The following is a 26196-nucleotide window of genomic DNA, read 5'->3' on the forward strand; positions in this document are numbered from 1 at the left end:
GGATGGGAACGACAACCCGCGAGTAACGCGAAGCCGGTGCGGCACAGTCCGATACCGACGGACGGGTAACTTCGACCGGGGCGCGGACGCGGACGCGCCGACGGAGTCAGCACAGCCCGATTTTCAGTACTGCGGTCCACACGTTCTACCCTGATAGATGAAGTTTGTCGGGGATCGGCGATCACAAGAAGGCAGGACCGTGCAGGACACTCGTGCAACCGATAGCGATGTACCCGAGCACCGGTACACCGCGGAGCTCGCGGGCCGCATCGAACGTCGATGGCAGCAGACGTGGAGCGAGCGCGGGACCTTCCATGCGCCGAATCCGGTCGGTCCGCTAGCCGGTGCCACCCCCGCGGACAAGCTGTTCGTGCAGGACATGTTCCCGTACCCGTCGGGTGCCGGTCTGCACGTTGGGCATCCGCTCGGCTACATCGCCACCGATGTCTTCGCCCGGTTCCACCGGATGCACGGCCGCAATGTGCTGCACGCGCTGGGCTACGACGCGTTCGGCCTGCCCGCCGAGCAGTACGCGGTGCAGACCGGCGCGCACCCGCGCGACACCACCGAGTCGAACATGCGCACCATGCAGCGCCAGCTCGATCGTCTGGGTCTGGGGCACGACCGGCGGCGTTCGTTCGCGACCACCGATCCCGAGTACTACCGCTGGACCCAGTGGATCTTCCTGCGCATCTACAACGCCTGGTACGACCAGGAGCTGAATCGAGCCCGCCCGATCAGCGAGCTGGCCGACCAATTCGCCACCGGCGCCCGGCCCGCCCCCGACGGCCAGGACTGGGCGACGATGACCGGCGCCGAGCGCGCGGCCGTGATCGACTCGTATCGCCTGGTTTACCAGACGGATTCGATGGTCAACTGGTGCCCCGGACTCGGCACGGTGCTGTCCAACGAAGAGGTCACCGCCGAAGGTCGCAGTGAGCGCGGCAACTTCCCGGTGTTCCGTAAGCGGTTGTGGCAGTGGATGATGCGCATCACCGCCTATTCGGACCGACTGGTCGACGATCTCGATCACCTGGATTGGCCGGAGAACGTCAAGGCCATGCAGCGCAACTGGATCGGGCGCTCGCGCGGTGCCCAGGTCAAGTTCGACGCGAACGGTGAACAGATCGAGGTGTTCACGACCCGGCCCGACACCCTGTTCGGCGCAACGTATGTCGTGCTGGCGCCCGAGCACGAGCTGGTCGACAAGTTGACCGCGGCCGCATGGCCCGAGGGCACGGATGCCCGCTGGACCAACGAGGGTGGCGCGAGCCCCGCGGATGCCGTTGCGGCCTACCGCAAGTCGATCGCGGCCAAGTCCGATCTGGAGCGCCAGGAGAACAAGGAGAAGTCCGGCGTCTTCCTGGGCAGCTACGCCACCAACCCGGCGAACGGCGCACCGATGCCGATCTTCATCGCCGACTACGTGCTGAGCGGCTACGGCACCGGCGCGATCATGGCGGTGCCCGGCCACGACCAGCGCGACTGGGACTTCGCCACCGCGCTCGGCCTGCCCATCAAGGAGGTCGTGGCGGGCGGCGACCTCGGCGTCGCGGCCTACACCGGCGACGGCGCCATCGTGAATTCCGGTTACCTGGACGGACTTTCGATCGACGAGGCCAAGGCGACGGTGGTCGCCCGGCTGGAGACCGACGGCCACGGCAAGGGCACCATCCAGTACAAGCTGCGCGACTGGCTGTTCGCCCGCCAGCGCTACTGGGGCGAGCCGTTCCCGATCGTCTACGACGAGGACGGCGCGCCGCACGCGCTGCCGGACTCCATGCTGCCGGTGCGACTGCCGGAGATGGACGACTTCGCCCCGGTGACCTTCGATCCGAACGACGCGAACTCCGAGCCGTCGCCGCCGTTGGCCAAGGCGACCGACTGGGTCAACGTCGAACTGGATCTCGGCGACGGCCCGAAGCGGTACCGGCGCGACACCAACGTCATGCCCAACTGGGCGGGCAGCTCCTGGTACCAGCTGCGCTATGCCGACCCGACCAACTCGGAAGCGTTCTGCGCCAAGGAGAACGAGCAGTACTGGCTCGGCCCGCGCACGGCCGAACACGGCCCGAACGATCCCGGCGGCGTCGACCTGTACGTCGGCGGTGTCGAGCACGCGGTGCTGCACCTGCTGTACGCGCGGTTCTGGCAGAAGGTGCTGTTCGACCTGGGTGACGTGTCCGGGTACGAGCCGTACCGGCGGCTGTTCAACCAGGGCTACATCCAGGCCTACGCCTACACCGACGAGCGCGGCGCGTACATCCCGGCCGCCGAGGTGGTGGAGCGCGACGGCAAGTTCTTCTGGACCGACACGACCGGCACCGAGATCCCGGTGAACCAGGAGTACGGCAAGATCGGCAAGTCGTTGAAGAACGCCATCTCCCCCGATGAGATGTGCGATCTGTACGGCGCCGACACCTTCCGCTTCTACGAGATGTCGATGGGTCCGCTGGACACCTCGCGGCCGTGGGCGACCAAGGACGTCGTCGGCGCACACCGCTTCCTGCAACGGATTTGGCGTCTGGTGGTGGACGAGGAGACCGGCGGACTGCGAGTCACCGAGGCCGCGCCCGCGGACGAGACCCTGCGCCTGCTGCACAAGACGATCGCGGGTGTCGACGAGGATCTGGCCGCGCTGCGCGACAACACGGCGGGTGCGAAGCTGATCGAGCTGACCAACCACCTCACCAAGACCCACCCCGACGGCGCACCGCGCTCGGTGGTGGAGCCGCTGGTGCTGATGCTCGCGCCGCTGTCCCCGCACATCGCGGAGGAACTGTGGGAACGTCTGGGCCACACCGCGTCCCTGGCGCACGGCCCGTTCCCGGTGGCCGATCCGGCGCTGCTGGTGGACGAGTCGGTCGAGTACCCGATTCAGGTGAACGGCAAGGTGCGCAGCCGAATTCAGGTTCCGGCGGATGCCGACAACGCGGCCATCGAGGCGGCCGCGCTGGCCGACGAGAAAATCGCCGCGCTGCTCAACGGCGCCGCGCCGCGCAAGCTGATCGTCGTCCCGGGCCGACTGATCAACATCGTCGCCTGAGTCCATCGAGGCGAGTCGAATGGTCGCTGAAGGATCTTCAACAGCAACCATTCGACTCGCCTCGATCGGGCCCAACCACCTTGCGCCTCCCCTCTTTCCCAGCCTCTCTCAACCGGACCACAGCCAGTCCTCACGCTGGAACCGAGCGTTGCCCATTCCAAGCTGCGGAAGAGAAAGCCGGGTACGGCAGGCGACGTGCTCAGCACTACTCGATCATTCCCCGGATGGGTGTACCTACCGGGTAAGTACAGCTAAGGACGACCCAAGGTGACCAGCCCAGTGAGCTGAAGACCTACCCGGGTTTTCCCGTGAGTAGTGTGGGCGCGTCGTGTGCCGTACCCGGCTTTAGGCGCACGTCAGGTGCGTGGTGTTCAGTTCCCGAGGTGATCATCTGGCTGTGGTTGCGTCACAAGCGCTTTGGACAAGAGGTGGGTGGTCGAGCGGCGGTTGGGTTGTCGATCAGACCAGCGAACCGACCACTCGCTGGTACTGCCGAAGATCCGCACTCTTTCTCGGGATCCGCACTCGGAATAGGGCCCTAGAGCCGGGCGGAGTCAGGGTGCGGATTCTGCTGTCGGGCCTCTTCGCACACCTGCTTCGTCCTTCGCATATCTCGTGGGGTGCTGAGGGGTATGTGAAAGGCGACGTCGGTGTGTGAAGTCGACCTATCTGTCGCTTGGTCTGTGGTTGTTGTTGAGGGTTGCTTGCGATTCAGTGCGGGGCGAGCAGGACGTCGTTGAGGGTCACCATGGAGAGGTTGCGCTCCTTGATGATGTCCACCAGCTGCCCGTAACAGTGCGTGACTGCGGGGGCATTGGCGTGACCGATGATGATGGTCTGCGCGTGGAAGTACTTGTGCGCGCACTCGATCAGGTATTCCTCGGTGATCACACCGGAGTCCGACAGTGAGCCGTACCACATGGTCGGCACGGTGTAGCCGAGGTCGGCGGCGACCTTGTCGACGGTGGCGTTGTGCCTGCCGAACGGCGGCCGGTAGTACGGTGCGCCGTCCACGCCGAAGTTGTTCTGCAAGTAGGTCTTCGCGCGCTGCAGCTGATCGGCGACCGCCCCGGCGGGCAGCTTGGTCAGGTCGGGGTGATCCCAGGTGTGATTGGCGAGCTGGATCTGGCCCGCATCGACCAAGGGGCGCAACGCGTCTCGGTGAATCGCCCACGAGTCGTAGTAGGCGGTCACGAAGAAGGTGAACCGGGCGCCGGTGTCCCTGGCGAACTCGAGGTACGCGCCGACGACCTCGGGGCTGGCTCCGTCGTCCACCGTCAGCGCCATGCTGTTGCCGGGACCGGGCAGCGCGGTGATGGTCGCGGCGGGAATCGGCGTCTTCGGCCCACCAGGCGGTGGCAGCAGCGGCGGCTTCGGCGGCGGCGCGAGCGGCCCGCCACCGGCCGACCCGCTGTTGATCGGGTCCCCCTCCGCGACCGCGCAACCGGCCAACACGGCAGCCGTACCTGCGGCAAGCATCAACATCCGACGTCTATCCACTGCTTCGAAACCCTTGCTCTGGTCGAACCAGCGCCGCGCCCGCACTCGGCGGGAGGCGCACAAACAGCGACAGGCTACCGATCGAATCTGTCCGCAACCTGAACCGCCGAACACGCCGGAACGACGGGCGGCCTCGCTAGCTCGACGCGGGTCGCAGCACGATCTCTGTCGGATGCCCGTCGCGCGGCGTCTCGACCGCATTGCGCACCACACCGGCGACCGTCTCCGCGCGGAGGAACTGCTCCGGCCGATACTCCCGGCCCTCCTGCGCGATGATCTCGCGCTGCATGTCGGTGTCGATGCGGCCGGGATGAATCGAGGTCACCCGCAGCGTCGGCTCCTCGAGCCGGAGCGCGTCGGCGAAGGCACGCAGCCCGAACTTGCTCGCGGCGTAGGAGGCCCAGCCCGCGTTCGCGCGCAGCCCGGCCCCCGAATTGATCAGCACCACATGACCGTCCGCCGCGCGCAGCGCGGGCAGCAGCAGCCTGGTCAGCTCGACCACCGCGATCAGGTTGGCCTCCAACGTGTTTCGCCACTGATCGACCGTCGACTCGGCGATCGACGCCAGATCCTGGATCCCGGCGTTGTGCACGAGCACGTCCAACCGCCGGATCGGCTCGGTCGCCGCGGCCACCGCCGGATAGTCGGTCAGCTCCACCGGCCAGCCGGCCGCCTCGGGTAGTTCCTTGCGGATGTCGCGCAGCGCGTCGGCGGATCGGGCGCCGAGCAGCAGGTCGTGCGTCGGCGCGAGCTCACGGGCGATGGCGGCGCCGAGGCCGCGGCTGGCGCCGGTGATCAGCGCGGTCGGCTTCGGGGAGCTGGTCACGGCATTGGTCATGCGCCCCACCGTAATAGCCCGCGAAAGCAGAGCGATGCAGGCATACATGGAGCACGAGCTCGCCACCAGCAGGTGGGACGAGGCCGAGTCGGCCACCGCTGAGCGGGCGTACTTACCGGTGACATCGCAGAATAGGGGGATGGCACACCCGGGTTTCACCCCAACACAGCTCGCGGCCCGCGCCGCCTACCTGCTGCGTGGCAACGACCTGGGCACGATGACCAGCGCCGCGCCGCGGCTGTATCCGCACATGTGGAGCTGGGACGCCGCGTTCGTCGCGGTCGGGCTCGCCCCGCTGAGCGTGGAACGGGCCGTGATCGAGCTGGACACGCTGCTGTCGGCGCAGTGGAAGAACGGCATGATCCCGCACATCGTCTTCGCCAACGGCGTGGACGGCTACTTTCCCGGCCCGTCCCGCTGGGAGTGCCGCAAGCTGGCCGCCAACGCGCCCGACGGCCCGGACACCTCGGGGATCACCCAGCCGCCGGTGCACGCCATCGCGGTGCAGCGCATCCTGGATCACTCCCGGCGGCACGGCCGCAGCACCCGCGCGGTCGCCGAGGAATTCCTGAACCGCAGGTGGCCGGACCTGGTGCGCTGGCACCGCTGGCTGGCGCACGCGCGCGACCCCAAGGAGACCGGGCGGATCACGCTGTACCACGGCTGGGAATCCGGCATGGACAACTCGCCGCGCTGGGACCGGGCCTACGAGAACGTGATCCCCGGCGACCTGCCGCCGTACCACCGCGAGGACGTGCGGGTGGTTTCCGATCCGACGCAGCGGCCGAGCGACCGCGAGTACGACCGCTACCTCTGGCTGGTCGAGCAGATGCGCCGGGCGGGCTACGACGACTATCAGCTGGCCTCGACGATGAGTTTCGCCGTCGAGGACGTGTTCGTCACCGGGATCTTCGCGCTGGCCTGCGAGGTGCTGGCGAACATCGGCGAGGAGTACAAGCAGCCGCACGCGGATGTCCGCGATCTGTATGCGTGGGCCGATCGCTTCCGGGCGGGCGTTGTCGCGACGACCGACGCGCGCACCGGCGCGGCCAGGGACTTCGATGTGCGGTTGCAGCGCTGGATCGGCACCGAGACGCTGTCGATGTTCGCGCCGCTGCTGTGCGGCGGGCTGCCGCGCGACGCCGAACGCAGCCTGCTGCGCACGTTCGAGGGTCCGCGCTTCTGCGGGCATCCGGATCTGCGCTACGCGCTGCCGCCGTCGACCTCGCCGGTGTCGCGGGACTTCCGGTCCCGCGAGTACTGGCGTGGCCCGGTATGGCCGGTGATGAGCTGGCTGTTCTCCTGGGTGTTCGCCCGGCGCGGGTGGGCGGAACGTTCGTTCATGCTGCGAGCCGAGGGCTTGCGTCAGGCCAGCGACGGCAGCTTCGCCGAGTACTACGAGCCGTTCACCGGGGAACCGCTCGGCAGTATGCAGCAGTCGTGGACGGCGGCCTCGGTGCTCGACTGGCTCGGCTGAGGGTGGAAAACCAGCCGTTTACGGCCCGTCGGCGTGACATCAGGTAAACATTGCGCAACTGCACCTTGTGCAACATTGGTCACAGCTAGATCAAATAGCTATCGTCGAACACCATGGACACCTCTCGTTGGAGCTCGACCATCCGTCGCCGCGGCACGGCGCTGTCCCTGATCGCCCTATCCGGCATCCTCACGGCTACCTTGTCCGCGGGTGCCGAGGCAACGCCGACGGGCCCGGACGTCTCGTCCTGGCAGCACATCGACGGCCGACTGATCGACTGGTTCGCGGTGAAGCGCTCCGGTCACGCGTTCGCCATGGTCAAGGCCACCGAGGGCGTGAGCTACATCAACCCGTACTTCGTCGCGGACAGCCTGCTGATGCGGGCGGCCGGTGTCGCGCGCGGGACCTATCACTACGCCAGGCCGAACCTGGCGCCGGAACCGCAGGCCGCGATGTACGCCGCGGTGGTGCTCGGCCAGAACGGCGCGCTGGATCTGCCGCCGGTGCTCGACCTGGAGACCACCGGCGGGCTGCCGCCTGCCGCGCTGATCGATTGGACCAGGCGCTATCTGAGCTCGGTGCAGGCGCTGACCGGACGGACCCCGATCGTCTACACCTATCCGAACTTCTGGCGCACGGCAATGGCCGACACCAACGAGTTCACCCAGTACCCGCTGTGGATCGCCGACTATCGCGGCAACGAGGCGCCCGAGGTGCCGGGCGGCTGGTCGACCTGGACGTTCTGGCAGACCACCGACAGCGGCGGCATCGACGGCATCGCGGGACACACCGATCTGAACGTATACAGTGGTGCCCAAGGCGATTTCGCGCGCTTCGCCAACATGTAGCGACACCGGAAACCACGAAACCGCCACTCCGGCAGACTCAGTGGCGGTTTCGTGGCCGCTATGCGCCGATCCGGCCGCCGCCCTTCTTCCACACGACCGCGACGGACGGCCGCGGCTGCGCGGCGCCGCCGTCGGGCCAGTGCGACAGCGGCTTGTCCGGTGTGGCGTCGTCGGCCTCACCGGGATGCTGCACGCACACCAGCACGCGCGACTCGGTGACTACCGGCCCGCAGGTCTCCGCACCGCGCGGCACGGTCAGGAACTGTTTGGTCGCACCGCGATTCGCGCCGTCGAGCACCACGGAGAACAGGCCGTCGTTCGACTTGAGGGCGTTGCCGTCGGTGGAGATCCACAGGTTGCCGTACGGATCGAAGGCCAGGTTGTCCGGGCAGGAGATCGGGCTGACCTTCGACTTATCGAAGCCGGCGAAGTAGGTGTCGGCGGCGTTCGGGTCGCCGCAGACCAGCAGCAGCGACCAGGTGAACTTGGTGCCCGCGTGCTCGTCGTCGATCTCCAGGATCTGCCCGTTCTTGTTCAGGTTGCGCGGGTTCGCCTCGTCCGCCGCCTGCTTGCCCGCCGCGCCGCGGTTGTCGTTGTTGGTCAGCGCGACATACACCTTGCCGGTGTACGGGTTGGCCTCGAAGTCCTCCGGGCGGTCCATCTTGGTGGCGCCGACCTTGTCGGCGGCCAGCCGGGTGAACACCGCGACCTCCTCGGCGCTCATGCCCTCGACCAGCGACTTGCCCTTGCCGTCCTGGCCGGTCTCCAGCAGCGGAATCCATTGGCCGGTACCGGTGAAACCCTTGTCCGAGGGCTTGGCGCCGGTGCCGTCGATCTTGTCGCCGTGGTCGCCTGCCAGTTTCGCGACATACAGCGTGCCCGCGTCCAGGATGGTCAGGTTGTGCCGCATGCTCGACGCGCCGCTGCCCGACTGCACCTTGCGCGACGACACGAATTTGTACATGTAGTCGAACTTTTCGTCGTCACCGGTGTAGGAGACGACATCACCGCTCTTGGTGACATAGATGGTGGCGCCCTCGTGCTTGAGCCTGCCCATCGCGGTGTGCTTGATCGGCGTCGAGGCGGGATCCCACGGATCGACCTCGACGACGTAGCCGAATCGGTTGGCCTCGTTCGGTTCCTGCGCCAGATCGAAGCGCTTGTCGGTGCGCTCCCACTGATTGGGCGTCTTGCCCGCGGTGAAGCCGTAGCGCTTGATCCGTGCCGCGGCAGTGGGTTCGGTGACCTTGTCGCTGTTGGCGAAGTAGCCGTTGAAGTTCTCTTCGCCGGAAAGCACGGTGCCCCAAGGTGTTACGCCGCCCGCGCAGTTCGCGATGGTGCCGAGCACCTTGGTGCCGGTCGGATCCGCGGCCGTCTTGACGAAGTCACTGCCCGCGGCCGGTCCGGTGAGCTTGAACTCGGTGGTCGCGGTGATCCGGCGGTTGTACTTGCCGAAGGCCGGGACCAGCTTGCCGGTGCCCGATTCGCCGTGCACCTCGACGACGGAAAGACCATGCGCCGCCTGGGTTATCGCGTTCTGCTCGTCGGTCGGCGCGTCCTTGTTGTAGCCGCGGAACATGTGTGGGCCGGTGGTGTATTCGTGATTGACCACCAGCAGGTAGGCATTCGCCTGGCCCTCGATCGGCAGCAGCGCGGCGAAGTCGTTGTTGAAGCCGAACTGCTTGGCCTGCGCGGCGGCGGACTGCTTGTCGAAGTCGAAGGTCGGCGCGTCGGCGAAAAGCGGGTCGCCCCAGCGGATCACGACGGACTGGTCGTAGCCGTCCGGGATCACAATCGCGTCCTCTTTGTTCGGCGCGACCGCGGCGAACTCGGTGCCGGTGCCGGGCGGACCGCTGGGCGACGGGCTGGCCGACCCGGCGTTCTCGACGTCGTCGGCACAGGCCGCGAGCGCACTGCCCGCGCCGACCGCGAGCACGGCTACCGCACCGCCCTTGAGCAGACCGCGCCGATTCAGGGAGCTGACGATATCGCCGAAGTACGCGCCACCCGAGGTGTTGGACACCTCGTGGAAGCAAGCATTCGCACATTTGTATTCACAGGTCACGGCCGCACGAGCCGACTGGCCATCATGCTGCACGAACAGGGCAAGGGGCTTCAGGCGCACGGCCGAAAGATAGACGATTCGGACAATACGGAAACGACATAGAGGTGAACAGCTGACCAATTAGGGAACCCTCAGTTGATCTAGCAACCGGCCCGCACACACGAATGCCGCGTTGTTCGAGGATCTCGAAGCAACGCGGCATTCGTTGGGGGCTAGGCATTCACCGCAAGGGCGATGACGACCTCGTGTTCGTTCTCGGGCAGATAGTGCACCCGCAGAATGCGGCCGACCTGCACCTGGCCGACGCTGCTCGGGGCGAGGAACTTCTCGACCCGGGTGGCGAAGGTCGAGCCGTCCGGCCGGGTGACGACCAGGCCGAGTTCGATCTTGGAGTGGCCGTCGCGGATCTCGCCGGGGACCGAAAGCGACTGCACCACAGCCTGAGTGGCGATGCCACGCTCGGCGATGTCGAGCTTGTGCCTGGTGGTGATGCCTTTGCGGATCATCGACTCGTTCATGGCCCGCTGCGCCATCGAGGTGTCGCCGGACATGTCGACCTCGACCTTGTCGGTCCGGTCGGGCAGGTAGCGCACCGGCAGCACCACACCCGGCTGCAGCAGTGCCAGTTCGGTAAGCGGCACAATCATTTTCGCGGCGGCGGTGAAGTTCTTGCCGTCGGCGCCCTCGACACTGAATTCGATGCGCACCTGTGGTTGGTCGTTGACCGTCAAGCCGGTCTGCGCGAACGACCTGATGGTGCCGAGGCCGACCAGGCCGTCGCGGAACTCGGCGCTGTTGCGGCCGGTTAAGGCCGCGATGATGCCTTCGCCGGTGAACGCGAAGACGATGGGGACCAGGGTGATCGCGGTGATCGGTAGCGCCATCTGCCAACCGAGCCAACCCATTCCGGCGGGCTCGTACTCGTAGGGGCTGACGTAGGTGAGGCCGTGATAGACGTAGTAGCCGATGGCCAGTGCGGCGAGTGCGGCCGTGATCCAGCGGATGGATTTCATGATGTTCCTCGGTGATTCGGAAGTGGTCGCCCATGTTGTCGGCCCGCTCGAGCGGAACTCGAGCGGGCCGCGGGCGATGCGGCCTCGCGCCTGCGCCGGCAAGCGCTCTGATCAGCCGCCGACGACGGTCTCGCAGGCGAAGGTGACGTCGAACTTGGACGTCTTGGGGCCGGCCAGGGGGTTGGTCAGGTCCGCGCTGACGCCCTCGCCGGTGACCTTGTAGGTGTTGCCGTCCTTGGTGAGCGTGGCCGAGCCGCCGGGCATCCCGTTGCCGAAGCCGACCGCGTACGGCTGGCCTCCGTCGCCGCCCTTGCTGCCCGCGATGCCCACCGCCTGCACGGTGTCCGTGCCGGTGATGGTGGCGCTCACGGAGAGGTTTCCGTAACCGGCGTTGGCGGCGTCGGTCAGCGCGAGTGCCAGGGTGCCGCCCTGCTTGGCGCAGGTCGTGGTGAACTTCGCGTCGAACGCCTTGCCGTCGACCGACGCGGCCGACTTGCCGGACGGTGCCGGGCCGGCCTGCGTGGCGGGGGCGGCCGAGGACTTGGCCGGGGTGCTGCTGGCGTCGTCGCTGCAACCGGTGACGAAGAAGGCGGCAGCGGCGGCGGAAGCGACGAGAGCTGCGGTGACGGACTTGGTGTTCATGGTTTCTCCTGTGTTCGCTGGCCCGGGTGTCTGGGCCGATACGAGAAACCTAGGAACGGTTCACGTCCTACCGATCCCAGGTTTTGCCGGGGTCGAATCGGACAAAAGTCCGTTAACCTGGTCGAATGCGACGACCGCGCGCCATGGTGCTCGATGAGGTGTGGCGCAAGCTCGACGGCGTCGAACCGCTCAGCGGTCCGCACGGCGGGCCCTTGCGCCGCACGGTGAAACTGATCCTCGATCCGCTGGTGATCCGGCCTGTGCAGCATCCGGCCTGCGCCGGGCCGATCGTGACGGCCGACGGCGCGGTACTACTGGCCGCGCGGGTGCACGCGGCGGCGGATCTGCTGCGCGCGACGGCGGCGTGGTTCACGGTGCTCAAGCAGGTGCGGCGGGCGTTGCGGATCACCGAGGGACATCCGCAGGATCTGTACTTCCAACGCTGTTTCGAACTCGCCACGACATCGGGGATGCCGGACCCGTTGCGGGACAAAGCCATAGCCGAGGCGACTCTGCGCGACGTGCACGAGTACACGGCAGGCCGCACGACCCAGGCGTTGAAGGAGTACGTCGCCGAACAGACTTCGGAGCTCGCGGGGCTGGTCGAAGTCGCCTGGCGACGGCGGCCACTGACCGGTCCGGTCGGCGGCGACCACACCGGCGCGCTCGCCGAACTGCTCGACGCCGGTGCCGCGGCCCGGCTGGAGCAGCGGCGGGACAACGGGCAGGCGGCGCTCGACCGGCTGGTCGACGCGCACGCGGGGACGCATGCCGGAATACGACTGTGGTCGGCCGAATCCGGTTATTCCGCAGAAGAACTGGGCCTCACGGTGCACGTCGTACCGCAACCGCCGGCCGTCGGCGCGTCGGCCTCGAAATCCACGCTGGGGCTGCCATTCGATCGCACCGTGTACGAGCGGGTGTTCACGGCACTACAGGCCTCCAGCGAACGTGCTGAGCTGCCACCGATTCCGGAGTTGGTGACCACCGAGATCGCCCGGAGTTGCTCGCCGTGGGCGCTGCTGGACGAAACACTCCGGGTGGCAGCGACGGCGGGTGTCTCCCTCGCGCACGGGCTTTCGCCGATCGGGACCGTTCGGCGGCAACGTTCAGAAGTCGGTGTGGCACGCTTGCCCGCAGCGGATGCACGGGAAACAACCGCGCATCGAGTTATCAACAGCCGCTGGCAACGTGAGGCCTACGTGTTGCAGGCAAGACGCCTGGTGGTGCGTGCCGACACCGAGTCACCACCGACCGGGCCGCTGGCCGCCATCGCCGCCGAGTTGTCCACGCCGTGGCGGCCGTACCTGCGCCGACTGTGGGTTCGCCTGCACGGGCGCGATGTTCGTGAGTTCGCGGTGTACGACCCGGACGAACTGTGGGATCTGCTCGACGGTGTGGCGCGCTCGGTCATCCTCGATCACCGGACGCGGGTCAAACAGGCGCTGAGTGCGGGTGCGGCCGAATCGGATTCGACGGAATCGAGGGCGAGCTGATGAACGGCACGGTGCGGATTCGGCAGGACGCCGACGGGCTCTTGGTCATCGCGCCCGACGGTGCGCCAACCGTCCTCGACGAGGCGGCGGAGATCGATGTGCTGGTACTCGAGGCAGTGGGCGGACACCTGACGTGGAGTCTGCTCGACGGACAGTCACTTCCGGCCGCGGTGATCGATGATGTGAAGCTCGCCCAGGACTGGCTCTGGGCAGTGTTCGGCGAGGAAGTCGCGCTGGCGGTCGACGCGGGCGAGACCGGCGAACTGACCGCAGTGCCCGGCTTGCCGGAGCTCGTCACCAGCGCGCGGCGGCTCGGGTACGCACACTGGGCGGCGCGGTGGTGGCCCGCGTCGATCATCGATGGCATTGCGCCACTGGATGAACGGCTGCTGCTGGACGACATCGCCACGCTGTCCGAGGCATGCGAGATGATCGTCGACGGCGCGGACGAGCCGTTCGAGGCCGAATCGCACACCAGCCGAGTACCGGAAGCACGCGGCCGCGCGGAAGACTACGCCCTGGCGGCGGGTCCGGCGACCACCGCAGCACCCGGTGCCTTGGTGCTGGCCAGGGGCACCGGCGGCTGGGACTGGCGCCGCTGCCCGCCCAGGCTGCTCGATGCCTCGGAGCAGGCTGTGACGTGGGAAGTGGTGCGCCGGAACGGAAGTACGACGATCGCGGTGCGCGCGGTCGCCGCGCCGCAGAGCCAGTTTCCGTCGTACCTGCATCCCCATGTGCTGGTCCGCACGACCGGCGGAACCGCCGATGCGGCGCTGACACTGGCCGGTGACATGTGGACTACCGAGGTGTCAGCACCTGAGGGCGTGGAATCGACTGTGGCCGTTGCGATCTACGTGCCGGGTGTCGGCTCGGACAGCCCGGAACACGGCGGCCCGGCGGTTCGCCAACGGGTGCGTGACCTCGCTGTCCAGCGACTGCGCCGCGCTGCCGACCCGACCGAAGAGGCAGGTGACGCGCCCTTGCTTGCCGAAATCGACGCCGCTGCATCAGATTCGGACTTCTGAGATGACCGACGAAACACCCGACGACGGCCGTGCCCTCCTCGCCGCGGGCGCTGAGGCGTACACCCGCGGCGACACCGCCGAGGCATTGCGCATCTTCGAGGACGCCGCCCGCAACACCACCGGCGACGTCCGCATCGGCGCCATCGTCAACGCGGCGAGCATGGCGGACGAACTCGGCGATCACGCCAGATCGTTGAGCCTGTACCGCGAGGCGCTCGCCGCCATGCCCGAGGATGCCCCGCGACTGCGTCCCAACGCACTGGTCAACATGTCGCAGGCGTTGCAGCATCTCGGCGAACTCGACGAGGCGCAGGCCGCGTTGGAGCAGGCCCGGGAGCTACTCGCCGACGCCACCGACCAGGGCGTATTGCGGGTTGCCTGCCTGTTGTCGTTGACCGCCGTCGCCCTGCACCGCCAGCACTGGGCCTACGCCGCCGAACTCGCCACCGAATCCCTGGACGCGGCATGGCTTTTCGCGCCACAGCTGGCCGGGCATCCGCTGATGAACCTGGCCGCAACGTATTTCGAGACCGGACGCCGCGATCTCGCCGTCGACTTCGTGCAGCAGGCCCTGGCGGCCTTCGAGGCGGCGGGCGACCGCAATGCCGTCGCCGAGACCCAGCAGAACCTCGCCACCATGCTGGTCCGCATCGATCGCTTCGACGAAGCAGAAGCGCCACTGCACGCCAGTCAGCAGTACTTCGAACAGGCCGGGCTCGGCTATCGCGCCGGAATCGGGCTCAAGACAATGGCTTTCCTCGCCGAGGGTCGCGAGGATCTCGCGCAAGCCCAGGACCTCTACAGCCGCAGTCTGGCTTACTTCGTCGAATCCGGCGCGGTGCTGGATGCCGCCGACCTGCGCATGCGCCTGTCCACGGTGGCGTTCAAGAACGGCCGGTACGAGGAGTGCGAGGCGCTGCTCGCCGAAGCCTTCGGCGCGTATGCCGAACGCGGTCTCGGTTTGCACTGTGCCCAGCTCGATTACTGGCACGCGACGCTGCTGGAAGGTGCCGTCGCGGACTCGCCCGAGTTGCTCGCCCAAGCGGTCGACGTCGCCGTTCCCGCCGCACTGGCCATCGACGCCGTGCGCTACACCCTCCCCAACGGCAACCAGCGGGACCAGTGGAACCACCAGATCGCCGACCCCGCCATGCGATTGGCGTTCCGCTTCGCCTACCTGGCCGGCAACGGACTGCTGCTCGCCGACCTGATCGAAACACAGTGCGCAGGTACCACCTTGAACATCGATAGATCCGAGGACGGGCACGCCGTCCGGCTGCCGCTCGAACTCCTCGATCCGCCAGCCGATCTCGCCGAACGCCCGGGAGTCACCGCGCTCCAGCTGGGCGCGGCGCTGGCCGAAGTCGCGGCGAGCGCGGGCCTTCCGGTCTCCCCGCCACCGCGCCTCGCCCTGGCCGCCGAGGGCCGGATCGCGTTGGCCCCCTACATCGCCGCCGCCGAGCAACGCTACGGCCGGGCGATCCGCGACAGCCGGGTGCTGACCGTATGACCCAGGAGCAGCCGACCGTCGTGGTGCGCATGGCGGACGCGGGCGACGTGTACATGTCCTGGCGTTGGGTCGGCGACACCGCGCCACGGGGCGCCGCCATGCTGCCGGGAGAGCCGGTGCTGGCTGCGGTGCAGCGTTTGGCCGACGCGCTGCCGAACCCCGCCGAGCCGGGTGGGCTCGAACGCGCCATGACCACCGGGGCCTTCGCCGACCTCGATACCGAGTACCTTGTCGCCCAAGCTCTTTCCCGCGCGTTGCTGCCCCAAGGTCTGGCAGCGCAGCTGTACGAGCTGTCGCAGCGCGGCATCCGCCCGCACATTCGGCTGCAACCGTCGCCGCGGTTGGCGCAGGTGCCGTGGGAGATCATCGCCCCCGGTCCGGAGCTCCGCCTGCTCGACATCGCCGACGTCAGCCTGCTCGCACCGGCCAGCATCGTGCACGCGCCGGGCCGCACCGCGCGCACCTGGGCGGCGACGCACCGCGCACCCGTTGTCGCCGTGCTCGATCCGCGCATCCCCGGCTTCCGCGCCGATTCGATCCTCGGGTCGGTGCTCGGCCGCATGCCCGCGAATGCCCCACTCACCCAACGGATCGCCGACTATGCCGCACAGGACCGCCTGCTGCCTGCCGTACTCGACCCGACGGAGGCCTTCCGCCGGACCGATATCGACCGCACCTGGCTGAGCAAAGCTCTACGCGACGGCGCGAGCCGCCTGATCTACGTCGGCCACGTCACCGCCGCACCCCCCGAATCCGGCCAGAGCGAAGACGCCGAACTCCACCTGGCCTGCACCGCCGACACACTCGGCTTCGCCTTCCCCACCCGTGCCCATCGCCCGTTGTCCGCCAAGGACTTCCTGCTCGGCACGCACACCCTCGCCCCGGAACCCGCTGACGGCCAAGACCTTTGGCCTATCCCGAGCCGGGTCGCGTTGATCGCCTGCGAGAGCGGCGGCGACATGCGCTTCACCGAGGCGCTCGGCCTGACCGCGGCCATGATCAACGGCGGGGCCGAGCTGGTAACGGCCAGCCGCTGGCCGCTGCCCACCGACCTCGCCTTCCACCGCATCGCGGGCGCTCCGCCGGACGCCCACCCACTCCAACAGGCCATCTCTGCGATAGATGCAGCTCATGAGCAGCCGGACCCGGTCGCCGCCCTCGCCGAATGGCAGCGCGAGCAGCTCGCCGCCTGGCGCACCGAACGCACCATCGAACACTCGCCGCTGCTGTGGTCGGCGTTCGCCACCTTGTGCACCTGAGTCAGCCACGGAGCCCGCGGTCCACCGTGGGGTGCACGCCGAGGACATCGAGCATCTCCGAGATGGACATGGCCCGGAATTCGGTCGCGCCCGCGTAGCCGGGGCGCGCCGCGTCCGCCAATTCGGCGTAGAGGTGCAGGCGGTCGTAGTCGGCCATCGACATGATGACCGCGACTTCGGTGCCGTCATCGGTGATGACGGCGTCGTCACCGGTCGCTATTACGTCGCGGACTACGGCGGTGATGTCCGCGGACAGCTCGTGGAGATTGCGTGTGTTCGTGTTGGGCATGTTCCGCATTCGGAGCGGTGTGCCCTTTTGGATCGGGGCTTCACCGTCTTGTTAGCGAAACGACCGGAATTGTGCGATCGGTTTTGGTTTCGTGGTCCGCGAAAAACGGATAGAGCTGCTTCAACATGGTCCACATGTGGTCGCGTTCGACGCCGGTGAGCGGGGTGGCGACGGCATCATAGGTTTCGTCGCCGACTTCGACTGTCACCTCGGGATTCAGCACCAGGTTCTGATACCAATCCGGATGGTTGGGTGCGCCGATGTTCGAGGCGATGACCAGCAGCCGGTCGCCGTCGCGATGGAACATCATCGGCGTGGTGTACGGGTTGCCGGTACTGCGGCCGATGGTGGTGAGCAGTACGAGTTTCTCGCGGTGCATGCCCTCGATCTCGCCGCCCGCGCGGAATTGGGTGATGGTTTTCCGGTTGATTTCTTTGACGTCCATGAGCTCGCCTCCGATGCGTAGACGTTCTTCTCCACAATTCACCACGGCGGGTGCTGTGTCAGGGGAACGGCGGCCTCAGCTGCGGTAGGCGAGTAGGTGCTGCATGATCAGGCGGGTCAATTCCTCGGGCGCCTGCTCGGGGATCCAGTGCGACACTTCCTCGAGCATTTCGAATCGATAGGGTCCGGTCACGTGCTTTTCGGTGGCCAGGGCCGCGGTGGAGCCGATGGTGCTGTCCTCGGTGCTCCACACGTACAGCGTCGGCACCGACGACGGTCCGGTCGGCCCGGACAGGTGCATGGCCCGGTACCAGTTCAGGGCCGCCGTCAGCGCCTCCGGCTGCGAAAGGCGGTGGACGTACTCGTCGATGCGTTCCTCCGGGATCTTCCATTCGAAGATCTTCCGGAGCCCGGCGCCGTTGTCCATGAGCAGTGCCCGCTCGGCCACCCGCGGTTCGCGGAGCAGTGAGAAGTATTGCGACCGTTGCGCTTGGTCCTCGTCCTCGGTCATCGCCCGCAGGAACGCGGCGGGGTGCGGCAGCGACACCGCGGTGAAACTGCGGATCCGTTCCGGAATGTCCGCCGCTGCCGCCCATCCGACATGAGCCCCCCAGTCGTGCCCGACCAGATCGAAGCGCTGCCAACCCAATTCGTCGGCGATCGCGACGACGTCGCCGACCAGTTCGTCGAGCCGATAGTCGGCGACCTGGTCCGGCCGCACACCGGGCGAATAGCCCCGCTGATCAGGCGCTACAACGTGGCACCCACCGCCACCGAGCGCGTGGAGCTGGAACTCCCACTCGATGGCCGCCTCCGGAAAGCCGTGCAGCAGCAGGACTTCCCGTCCCCCGGGCTCCCCGCTGGACAGCACATCGAATGTCCCCGCAGCGGTAGGAATCTTTATCGCCTCGATCACGGGGTCGACTCTAGAACCTCACACCGACCATTCAGTGCTCGTCGTAGTGCCCGTCATGAGCGGCGTGGCGGTGGCCGTCGTGCACGTAGTCGACGTGGTCACCGTGCTGGACGGTGTCGTGGCCGCAGTCGGGGCCGTGCTCGTGTGCGTGATCGCTGTGTTCGGCGTGGCCCTGCGGCTCGCACTCGTCGTAGTGGCCGTCGTGTTCGCGGTGCAGGTGGCCGTCGTGTGCGTAGTCGACGTGGTCACCGTGTTCGATCACCGCGTGCCCGCAGTCAGGGCCGTGTGCGTGGTCGTGCGCGGTGTGCTGCATATGTGCCGTTGTCATCAGATCTCCCTCTTTCCAAGCGTGGGCAGATGGATATGTGAGCGCAGACACATTAACAGATGCGCATTAATAGAATTAACTAAGGGTGCGCTACAGCACCTGGGAAAGGAACCGCTGCAGGCGCGGCGTCTCGGCGTTGTCGAACAGCGCGTCGGGCGTGCCCGTCTCGACGACCTGCCCCTCGTCCATGAAGACGACGCTGTCGGAGACCGTGCGCGCGAAGCCCATCTCGTGGGTCACCACGATCATCGACATACCACCCGAGGCCAGGTCGGCCATGAGCGCGAGCACGCCCTTGACCAGCTCCGGGTCCAGCGCCGAGGTGGCCTCGTCGAAGAACATCACCTCCGGCTTCATGGCCAGGGCGCGGGCGATGGCGACCCGCTGCTGCTGGCCACCGGACAGGTTCGCGGGCCGGGTGTCGAGCTTGTCGGACAACCCGACGATCTCCAGCTGCTCCGCCGCGACCGCGCGCGCCTCGTCCTTGGACAGACCGCGCAGCTTGCGCGGGCCGAGCGAGACATTGTCGGCGACGCTCTTGTGCGGGAACAGGTTGAAGTGCTGGAACACCATGCCGATGCGCTGACGCAGCTTGTCCGGGTCCTCGGTGAGCACCGACTTGCCGTCGAGCAGCACGTCGCCCTGGTCCGGCTCGTGCAGCCGGTTGAGCACGCGCAGCAGCGTCGACTTGCCGGAGCCGGACGGGCCGATGACCGTAGTGGTCTTGCCCGCGTCGACGTGGATGTCGATGCCGCGCAGCACGTGGTTGTGCCCGAGCTTCAGGTGCAGTCCGGTTCCGGTGAGGGAGGCACTCATCTATCCGCGCCCTTCCGTGATCGTGGCGGTCTCGACCGGGTCGATCGGCCGGTCCGGCCTGCCGGTGCGCATGCGGCGGTCGATGTAGTTCACCAGGTGGGTGAGCGGGATGGTCAGCAGCAGGTAGACCAGGCCGGCGGCGACCAGCGGGGACAGGTTGCCGGTCTGCGCGTTGAGGTCACGGCCGACCGCGAACAGCTCGCGCTGGGTGGCGAGCAGGCCGAGGAAGTAGATCAGCGACGAGTCTTTGATCAGCGCGATGAACTGGTTCATCAGCGCGGGCAGCACCCGCCGGACGCCCTGCGGGATCACTACCAGCGTCATTGCCTGCCGGTAGCCGAAGCCGATGGCCCGGGCCGCCTCCAGCTGACCTGCTTCGACGGACTGGATGCCCGAGCGGAAGATCTCGCCGATGTAGGCCGAGGCCAGCAATGCCAGCGCTACCGCGCCGAGCCAGTATGGGTTGCTGCCGGTCACGTTGCGCACCACCGGGCCGATGCCGAGGCCGATCAGCAGGATGATCACCACCGCGGGCAGGCCGCGGAAGATGTCGGTGTACACCCGGGCGGGCCAGCGCAACCAGCGGGTCCTGGCGATGCCCGCGACCGCCAGCAGCATGCCGAGGATGGTGCCGAGCACACCCGAAACCACCGCGAGGATCAGGGTATTCGGCAGGCCGGTCTTGAACAGGTCGGGAAAAGCCTTGCGGTACAACGACCAGTCGAAGAACGTGTCCTTCAGCTGTTGCAGCGTGGATTTCGGCGCGACCACCGTGGTGTCGGCCGGTTTGTGTGCCGCGGCAAGGGCGGCGAAGTCCGGGAATTGCGGCAGCTGTGCCGCTTTCGAGCCAGGCTTCCAGCCCGGCGGCAGCTCCCTGGGCACCCAGTCGCTGTAGAGCTTGGCGTAGGTGCCGTCCGCGATGACCGCGTCGAGGCCACTGTTGAGCGCGTCGGTCAGCGGCTGGTTGGTCTTGGCGACCGCCCAGCCGACGAAGTTGTCCAGGCTGAAGGTGTTCTGCACCACCGCCGTTCCGTCGCCCGGCTTGATCGCGCCGTCGGCCTGCGCCGACGGGGCCACCCAGGCGTCGACCTGGCCGGACTTCAGGTTGGCGTAGGCGGTGTTGTAGTCGGGGAACTTCACCGGGTCCAGGTGCAGCGTGTTGATCACGTACTCGTCCTGCACCGTGCCCTGCACGACCGCGATCCTGGTACCGCGGTTCAGGTCCGAAAAGCCCTTGATGCCACTGCTGTTCGGGGCGACGAGGGAGAAGTAGCCGAAGTCGTAGCCGTTGGTGAAGCCGACCAGCTGACGGCGCGCGTCGGTGGTGGTGATGCTCGACGAGCCGACGTCGAAGCGGTTACCCGCCACTTGGGCGAGCAGGCCGGCGAACTCGGTGCCCGAGAACTCCACCTGCAGGCCGAGTTTCGTGGCGACGGCCCGCAGCAGCTCGTTGTCGAAGCCGGTGAACGAACCCTGTCCGTTCACGCAGATGCTCGGCGGCGCGTCCGACAGCGTGCCGACGCTGATCTTGCCCGGCGTGATCAGACCGAGCTTCGAGGTGTCGATCGAGGCCACCGGGGCGGTGGTCGCCGTCGTGTACTTGTCCGCTCCCGCGGTCTGCGCGGACGCCAGGTTCGTCGGCGCGGCCGACGCCGCACTCACCCCCGGCGGGGAACACAGGTTGCGTTCCGAGGACGAATCATCGGAGCCGGAACCACACGCCGTGGCCGCGAGACCGACAGCAAGCAATATCACGGCGATCAACGCACGAGACCGCACAGCGGGCAGACCAGCCATGATGAGAAACCCTAGCCGCGACCAAGTGTTAACTCGCAGCTACCCCGCCGCCGACGTTGCGCCACCTGGAATGCGACAAGTCGGACCAGCGGCGACAGAGTTCGGATCAGCGTGATCCGAATCAGGCGTTAGCGGGGCACGCCCCCGGTCGGCAATTCAGGTCAGGCCGGGCGCGCGGGGTTCACCTCGTCGCGCCAGCGGATCGCTCGCTCGACCTCGCTCAGGTTGTATTCGGGACCGCTGACGCCGACGGTGAACAGCGAAACACCGGCCTCGACGAGGGCCGACGCCTTCTCGACCCCCGGCCACTGGACCGAGCGCTCGATCCGCGATTCGTCGGTGCCGACCGCGGCGCAGTGGTCGGCGAGCACCTTGTTCTTGTGCGCGAGCGAGTCGAGGTCGGCGAAGGTGTGCCACATGTGCGCGTACTCGGCGACCAGGCGCAGCGTCTTCTTCTCGCCACCGCCGCCGATCAGGATCGGGATCTCGCGGGTCGGCTGCGGGTTCAGCTTCTTCAGGCGCGCGCTGAGCCGGGCCAGGTTCTCCTTCAGCAGGGCGAGCCTGGTGCCGGGAGTGCCGAACTCGTAGCCGTATTCGTCGTAGTCCTTCTCGAACCAGCCCGCGCCGATGCCGAGGATGAGGCGGCCGTCGCTGATGTGGTCCACGGTGCGCGCCATGTCGGCGAGCAGGTCCGGGTTGCGGTAGCCGCCGCCGGTGACCAGCGCGCCGATCTCCACCCGCTCGGTCTGCTCGGCGATAGCGCCGAGCATGGTCCAGCATTCGAAGTGGGCGCCGTCGGGGTCGCCGCTGAGCGGATAGAAGTGGTCCCAGTTGAAGACGACGTCGACGCCCGCGTCCTCGGACCGCAGTACCGCGTCGCGGATGAGCCCGTACTCGGGCGCGTGCTGCGGCTGTAGCTGAACTCCGATACGAACCGATCGGGTCATGAAACTCTCCTCGTCGTCCGGATTGGTCCCCCGATCGAGGCTACCGGCGCGGCCGATGCCCGGCCGGGCCTCTCGGCAATCCGATCCGCGGCCGAGCGGCGTTGCGCCATCCGCACTTCGCGCGCGAACTCGCGCATTTCGAGCACTAATCGCGCAGACATAGTAAAGTCGCCGGTCAACCCTTACTCGGATCGTCCGGCACGTTCCTGCCGGTGAATGGGATGTGATTTGCCATGGCTACGGTGACCTTCGACCGCGCTACCCGGCTCTACCCGGGATCCACCAAACCCGCTGTCGACCAGTTGAATCTGGAAATCGAAGACGGCGAATTCCTTGTTCTCGTCGGCCCCTCGGGCTGCGGAAAATCGACCTCGCTGCGCATGCTGGCCGGCCTGGAGGACGTCAGCGACGGGCGCATCCTGATCGGGTCCAACGACGTGACGCACGCCGAGCCCAAGGAACGCGATATCGCGATGGTGTTCCAGAATTACGCGCTCTACCCGCACATGACCGTCGCCGAGAACATGGGCTTCGCGCTGAAGCTGGCCAAGGTCGCCAAGGCGGAGACGCAGAAGCGGGTGCTCGAGGCGGCGCAGCTGCTGGACCTGGAGCCGTACCTGGATCGCAAGCCGAAGGCACTGTCCGGCGGTCAGCGCCAGCGCGTCGCGATGGGCCGGGCGATCGTGCGCCAGCCGCAGGTGTTCCTGATGGACGAGCCGCTGTCCAACCTGGACGCGAAGCTGCGCGTGCAGACCCGCACCCAGATCGCGCAGTTGCAGCGCAGGCTCGGCACCACCACCGTGTACGTCACGCACGACCAGGTCGAGGCGATGACCATGGGTGATCGCGTCGCGGTGCTCAAAGACGGTCTGCTGCAACAGTGCGCGACCCCGCGCGACCTGTACCAGGACCCGGTCAACGTGTTCGTCGCCGGCTTCATGGGCTCGCCCGCGATGAACCTGTTCACGCTGCCGGTGTCCAACGGATCCGTGTCGCTCGGCGGACATGTGCTGCCGCTGCCCCGCTCGGTCGTCGACGCGGGCGAGAGTTCGGTGTCGGTCGGCATCCGCCCCGAGCACTTCGAACTCGGCAACGGAACGGGTGCCGGGATCGAGATGGAGGTCGACGTGGTCGAGGAGCTCGGCTCCGACGCCTACATCTACGGCCGCACCACCTCCGAAGGCAACGCTGCGGGCGAAACCATTGTGGCGCGCGCGGATTGGCGCAACCCGCCCGCCAAGGGCAACCGCGTCCGCCTCTCCACCGACCCCCAGCACACCTACTTCTTCTCCGCCGAGGACGGCCGCCGCCTGCACTGAGCGGCCCCGATCACTACGAGCCCGGTCCTTTGCGGACCGGGCTCGTTCGTTTCTCGACCTGCCACAGGTCAGCGCGCCAACCACCCGGCGAAGCACCGGGTCAGCAGCGGCATGATCCCCCACACCATCGCGGCCACCGCCACCGGCAAGATGCACGCCAACCGCAACGGTGTCGGAAGCGGTTCCAGCAGCGGCGCCGTGACCGTCACCAACACGGTGAGCATCGGGTAAAGCCCAACCAGGGTCAGCACCCAGAACTTCCACTTCGCCGGATGCGCGTCAGCCTTGTCCACACCGACCTGCTCCACCGACTCTCCCTGCACCACAACACTTTCCGTCGCACTAACCATTTCCTGCTCCCAACCTCTGTGCTCGCGATGATCCGCCGCTATAGAGAAGACGACACAGGTCCCGCACCTGTGACATCGACTGCGCTTTGGCCGTCAGATGCTTTCAGCGGCGCGTAAGTCCGATCTCCAGCACGTCGCGGATGTAGATCTCCAGGAATGCCGGGAGATACGGGTCGGCCGCGATCCGGTCGAAGACCTCGGCGAAGCGCGAGTCGGGGGTTTCGGTCAGGTGCACGATCCGCCAGGTGTTCAGCGGTCGTTCCTCGGTGCCCGCGGCTCCGTGCTCGACATGAAAGATCGGCTGTTCGGTGCCGGCGTGCAAGAGTTCGCCTGTGGGGCCGGGCAATTCGGCCGCGCCGATGAAGGTGACGACCCGGTTCGCATGGTCGAGGTGGGTCTGTTCGAGGACCAGCCCGTCCGCTTCCGGTCGCAGCCACAGTCGCTGCCGGGATTTCCGCACGAAGACATCCCCCTCGCCCCAGGATTGCGTGCCGCCCGTGACGACGTAGGGGAGGTAGACGTCCGGACGGCGGGCCTTGCGAGTCTCCATGTCCCACAGCATGGTTCGAGTGAAGGCCAGCGGACTCGCCAATTCGTACCGATCGGCGAGCACCTGATTGACATCGAGCGGCAGCAGCTCGTAGGTCGTGTTGGCCTCGTCCTCCCGGGCCGCGCGGAAGATCTTCTTGTGGTCGACGGTATCCATGTCCATCTCCAACTCTGTTGTGCCGGCTCCGATCCATCCCGACCCGAGGAGCCACTATGAAATTTATAGTGACTACCAACTCGCGAGTCAATACTCGATCCGTGTTACCGTCGGAAAATGGACGAAGCAGCGGTGGCGCACCCCGACCTGCGACCGGGTTTCTGCACGAGCTACCACCGCGGCGTAGAGCTGATCGGCAAACGCTGGAACGGCGTCATCCTGCGCGAATTACTGCTCGGCGCAAAGCATTTCGTCCAGATCAGGCGAGCCATCCCCGACCTCACCGACAGCATGCTCGCCACCCGCCTCCGCGAACTCGAGGCTGCGGGCATCATCTCCCGAACCGTCTACGACGAGACCCCGGTATGCGTCGAATACCAGCTCACCGAAATGGGCCGCGACCTACAGGAGGCCGTCGCCGCCCTCAGCCGATGGGCAAACCGATGGTTCCCGGAGTGAGCAGGACGATCGGGATCGTGCGGTCGGTCTTCTGCGTGTACTCGTCGTAGAGCGGGAAGATCTGAGCCATCTGGGTCCAGAGGGGTGCGCGCTCGGCCGCGGAGGCGACCCGGGTGTGGGCGGTGAATCGGTGGGTGCCCGCCTGCACGCCGACGCTCGGGTTGGTCAGGAGATTCTTGAACCAAGCCGGGTCATGGTCGGCCCCGGCGTTGGAGGCGACGACAACGAGATCGTCACCCGAACGCCCGTAGATCAGGCAGTTGCGGCGCGCCTGCCCGGACTTACGTCCGGTCGTGGCAAGCACCAGCATGCGCACCCCGTCGTTCTCGTGTCCCTCGGTGCCGCCCGAGGCCAAGTAGGCGCGGGTCTGTTCGGCAACCCAATCCCACTGCGAGTCGATAGCGCTGTCCAGATCTTCGGCGACGGCCATGGTCTCCTCCTTCGGCACGCGGCCAGGGCGGCCGCATTTCCCCTAGGACGGAGCCGATCCGCCATTCTCGACATCGTCGAGAGTGGGTGTTTCAGCGCTTCGTTTTGCGAGCGCGCACGCTGTCGAGGTAGTCGTCGTTGAGGCGGACGGCTAGTTGTTCGAGGGGGATTTCGTGGCCGGTGTCGCTGCGGACTTGGACGCGGACGGGGGAGCCGGTGGATTCTTCGACGAGCAGGAGTGGGGGTGGGCCGGGTTGGAGGTAGGTGTCGCCCCATTGCATGAGGGCTAGGACTACGGGGAGTAGGTCACGGCCCATGGGGGTGAGGACGTATTCGTTTCGGGTGCGTTGGCCCTGTTCCTGATAGGGCTGCTTGGTGAGCAGGCCCGCTTCGGTGAGTTTGCGGAGTTGGGTGGCGGCCGCGGCGTCGGTGATGCCGATGCGCTGGGCGAAGCCGTCGAAGCGGGTGGTGCCGTAGTAGGCCTCGCGCAGGATGAGGACGACCGAGCGGGTGCCGACCAGTTCGATCGCCTTGGCGATCGAGCAATCGGTGGGCTGCCACGAGCTCAGATCGGCCAACGGTCCTTCCATCACTGCTGCCATGACCAACATCATAGCCCTGCTGACTTCTCTCGACTATTGCCAGGTGTAACCTGACTATGCGCTGATAGAGCCAGG

25 protein-coding genes are annotated in these 26196 nt (G+C 67.2%); 9 read left to right on the forward strand and 16 right to left on the reverse strand.

Going from position 1 to position 26196, the window contains the following annotated elements; genetic code table 11:
• The first annotated feature begins 199 nt into the window (after nt 1-199).
• Nucleotides 200-3046, forward strand: coding sequence for a leucine--tRNA ligase (gene leuS / locus ACQPW1_RS47665; RefSeq protein WP_433660520.1), 2847 nt, complete (start codon nt 200-202; stop codon nt 3044-3046).
• 711 nt (nt 3047-3757) lie between these two features.
• On the opposite strand, the gene ACQPW1_RS47670 is transcribed toward leuS, so the two are convergent.
• Nucleotides 3758-4531, reverse strand: coding sequence for a polysaccharide deacetylase family protein (locus ACQPW1_RS47670; protein WP_433660521.1), 774 nt, complete (start codon nt 4529-4531; stop codon nt 3758-3760).
• Nucleotides 4532-4682: 151 nt separating this feature from the next.
• Nucleotides 4683-5384 (reverse strand): SDR family oxidoreductase, encoded by a 702-nt coding sequence (locus ACQPW1_RS47675; protein ID WP_433660522.1) that lies wholly within the window; start codon nt 5382-5384, stop codon nt 4683-4685.
• Between the two features lie 139 nt (nt 5385-5523).
• On the opposite strand from ACQPW1_RS47675, the gene ggh reads away from it, so the two are divergent.
• Nucleotides 5524-6861 (forward strand): glucosylglycerate hydrolase, encoded by a 1338-nt coding sequence (ggh, locus tag ACQPW1_RS47680; protein WP_433660523.1) that lies wholly within the window; start codon nt 5524-5526, stop codon nt 6859-6861.
• A 113-nt stretch (nt 6862-6974) separates the two neighbouring features.
• On the forward strand, nt 6975-7709 hold the full coding sequence (locus ACQPW1_RS47685; protein WP_433660524.1) for a glycoside hydrolase family 25 protein: 735 nt from the start codon (nt 6975-6977) through the stop codon (nt 7707-7709).
• Between the two features lie 58 nt (nt 7710-7767).
• Here the strand turns inward: ACQPW1_RS47685 and ACQPW1_RS47690 are convergent, their stop codons facing one another.
• From ACQPW1_RS47690 to ACQPW1_RS47700, 3 genes are all read right to left on the reverse strand, one after another.
• Nucleotides 7768-9834: a PhoX family protein gene (locus ACQPW1_RS47690; RefSeq protein ID WP_433660525.1), complete on the reverse strand. Its 2067-nt coding sequence runs from the start codon at nt 9832-9834 to the stop codon at nt 7768-7770.
• A gap of 152 nt (nt 9835-9986) precedes the next feature.
• Nucleotides 9987-10790 (reverse strand): hypothetical protein, encoded by an 804-nt coding sequence (locus ACQPW1_RS47695; protein WP_433665556.1) that lies wholly within the window; start codon nt 10788-10790, stop codon nt 9987-9989.
• A 108-nt stretch (nt 10791-10898) separates the two neighbouring features.
• Nucleotides 10899-11429, reverse strand: a complete 531-nt coding sequence (locus tag ACQPW1_RS47700; RefSeq protein WP_433660526.1) for a lipoprotein LpqH — start codon at nt 11427-11429, stop codon at nt 10899-10901.
• A gap of 143 nt (nt 11430-11572) precedes the next feature.
• Between ACQPW1_RS47700 and ACQPW1_RS47705 the strand changes: the two genes are divergently transcribed.
• From ACQPW1_RS47705 to ACQPW1_RS47720, 4 genes are read left to right on the forward strand one after another with little or no spacing between them, the layout of a single operon-like run.
• Nucleotides 11573-12925: a hypothetical protein gene (locus ACQPW1_RS47705; RefSeq protein ID WP_433665557.1), complete on the forward strand. Its 1353-nt coding sequence runs from the start codon at nt 11573-11575 to the stop codon at nt 12923-12925.
• Nucleotides 12925-13950 carry a hypothetical protein gene (locus ACQPW1_RS47710; protein ID WP_433660527.1) on the forward strand — a complete coding sequence of 342 codons (1026 nt, stop codon included), beginning with the start codon at nt 12925-12927 and terminating at the stop codon, nt 13948-13950. The genes ACQPW1_RS47705 and ACQPW1_RS47710 overlap by 1 nt, the downstream gene beginning before the upstream one ends.
• Nucleotide 13951: 1 nt before the next feature.
• Nucleotides 13952-15460: a tetratricopeptide repeat protein gene (locus ACQPW1_RS47715; RefSeq protein WP_433660528.1), complete on the forward strand. Its 1509-nt coding sequence runs from the start codon at nt 13952-13954 to the stop codon at nt 15458-15460.
• Nucleotides 15457-16719 (forward strand): CHAT domain-containing protein, encoded by a 1263-nt coding sequence (locus ACQPW1_RS47720; protein WP_433660529.1) that lies wholly within the window; start codon nt 15457-15459, stop codon nt 16717-16719. The genes ACQPW1_RS47715 and ACQPW1_RS47720 overlap by 4 nt, the downstream gene beginning before the upstream one ends.
• Nucleotide 16720: 1 nt before the next feature.
• Here ACQPW1_RS47720 and ACQPW1_RS47725 read toward each other — a convergent pair whose 3' ends face one another.
• The 7 genes from ACQPW1_RS47725 to ACQPW1_RS47755 all read right to left on the reverse strand — a co-directional run bounded on the left by ACQPW1_RS47725 (nt 16721) and on the right by ACQPW1_RS47755 (nt 22256).
• Nucleotides 16721-17008 (reverse strand): type II toxin-antitoxin system Phd/YefM family antitoxin, encoded by a 288-nt coding sequence (locus ACQPW1_RS47725; protein WP_433660530.1) that lies wholly within the window; start codon nt 17006-17008, stop codon nt 16721-16723.
• Nucleotides 17009-17048: 40 nt separating this feature from the next.
• Nucleotides 17049-17453, reverse strand: coding sequence for a nitroreductase family deazaflavin-dependent oxidoreductase (locus ACQPW1_RS47730; RefSeq protein ID WP_433660531.1), 405 nt, complete (start codon nt 17451-17453; stop codon nt 17049-17051).
• A 75-nt stretch (nt 17454-17528) separates the two neighbouring features.
• A complete protein-coding gene (locus tag ACQPW1_RS47735) occupies nt 17529-18368 on the reverse strand; it encodes an alpha/beta fold hydrolase (RefSeq protein WP_433660532.1) in 840 nt (279 codons plus the stop codon).
• Between the two features lie 31 nt (nt 18369-18399).
• Nucleotides 18400-18696, reverse strand: a complete 297-nt coding sequence (locus tag ACQPW1_RS47740) for a hypothetical protein (protein ID WP_433660533.1) — start codon at nt 18694-18696, stop codon at nt 18400-18402.
• Nucleotides 18697-18786: 90 nt separating this feature from the next.
• Complete coding sequence (locus ACQPW1_RS47745) at nt 18787-19512, reverse strand: amino acid ABC transporter ATP-binding protein (RefSeq protein ID WP_433660534.1); 726 nt, start codon at nt 19510-19512, stop codon at nt 18787-18789.
• The gene (locus ACQPW1_RS47750; protein ID WP_433660535.1) at nt 19513-21309 is read right to left on the reverse strand and encodes an ABC transporter substrate-binding protein/permease; all 1797 of its coding nucleotides are present in this window, start codon (nt 21307-21309) and stop codon (nt 19513-19515) included.
• A 161-nt stretch (nt 21310-21470) separates the two neighbouring features.
• Nucleotides 21471-22256: an LLM class F420-dependent oxidoreductase gene (locus tag ACQPW1_RS47755; RefSeq protein ID WP_433660536.1), complete on the reverse strand. Its 786-nt coding sequence runs from the start codon at nt 22254-22256 to the stop codon at nt 21471-21473.
• 233 nt (nt 22257-22489) lie between these two features.
• Between ACQPW1_RS47755 and ACQPW1_RS47760 the strand changes: the two genes are divergently transcribed.
• On the forward strand, nt 22490-23575 hold the full coding sequence (locus ACQPW1_RS47760; protein ID WP_433660537.1) for an ABC transporter ATP-binding protein: 1086 nt from the start codon (nt 22490-22492) through the stop codon (nt 23573-23575).
• 68 nt (nt 23576-23643) lie between these two features.
• On the opposite strand, the gene ACQPW1_RS47765 is transcribed toward ACQPW1_RS47760, so the two are convergent.
• Nucleotides 23644-23925: a hypothetical protein gene (locus tag ACQPW1_RS47765; protein WP_433660538.1), complete on the reverse strand. Its 282-nt coding sequence runs from the start codon at nt 23923-23925 to the stop codon at nt 23644-23646.
• A 103-nt stretch (nt 23926-24028) separates the two neighbouring features.
• On the reverse strand, nt 24029-24631 hold the full coding sequence (locus ACQPW1_RS47770; RefSeq protein WP_433660539.1) for a hypothetical protein: 603 nt from the start codon (nt 24629-24631) through the stop codon (nt 24029-24031).
• A 117-nt stretch (nt 24632-24748) separates the two neighbouring features.
• Between ACQPW1_RS47770 and ACQPW1_RS47775 the strand changes: the two genes are divergently transcribed.
• Complete coding sequence (locus tag ACQPW1_RS47775) at nt 24749-25090, forward strand: winged helix-turn-helix transcriptional regulator (RefSeq protein ID WP_433660540.1); 342 nt, start codon at nt 24749-24751, stop codon at nt 25088-25090.
• Here the strand turns inward: ACQPW1_RS47775 and ACQPW1_RS47780 are convergent.
• Together ACQPW1_RS47780 and ACQPW1_RS47785 are read right to left on the reverse strand one after the other, a co-directional pair.
• Nucleotides 25056-25520, reverse strand: coding sequence for a nitroreductase family deazaflavin-dependent oxidoreductase (locus ACQPW1_RS47780; RefSeq protein WP_433660541.1), 465 nt, complete (start codon nt 25518-25520; stop codon nt 25056-25058). The two genes, ACQPW1_RS47775 and ACQPW1_RS47780, sit on opposite strands and share 35 nt — an antisense overlap.
• A 91-nt stretch (nt 25521-25611) precedes the next feature.
• Nucleotides 25612-26133 carry a winged helix-turn-helix transcriptional regulator gene (locus ACQPW1_RS47785; RefSeq protein WP_433660542.1) on the reverse strand — a complete coding sequence of 174 codons (522 nt, stop codon included), beginning with the start codon at nt 26131-26133 and terminating at the stop codon, nt 25612-25614.
• Nucleotides 26134-26196 lie beyond the last annotated feature (63 nt).

Source organism: Nocardia sp. CA-128927 (assembly GCF_050955855.1).
In the GTDB taxonomy this organism is placed as follows: Bacteria; Actinomycetota; Actinomycetes; order Mycobacteriales; family Mycobacteriaceae; genus Nocardia.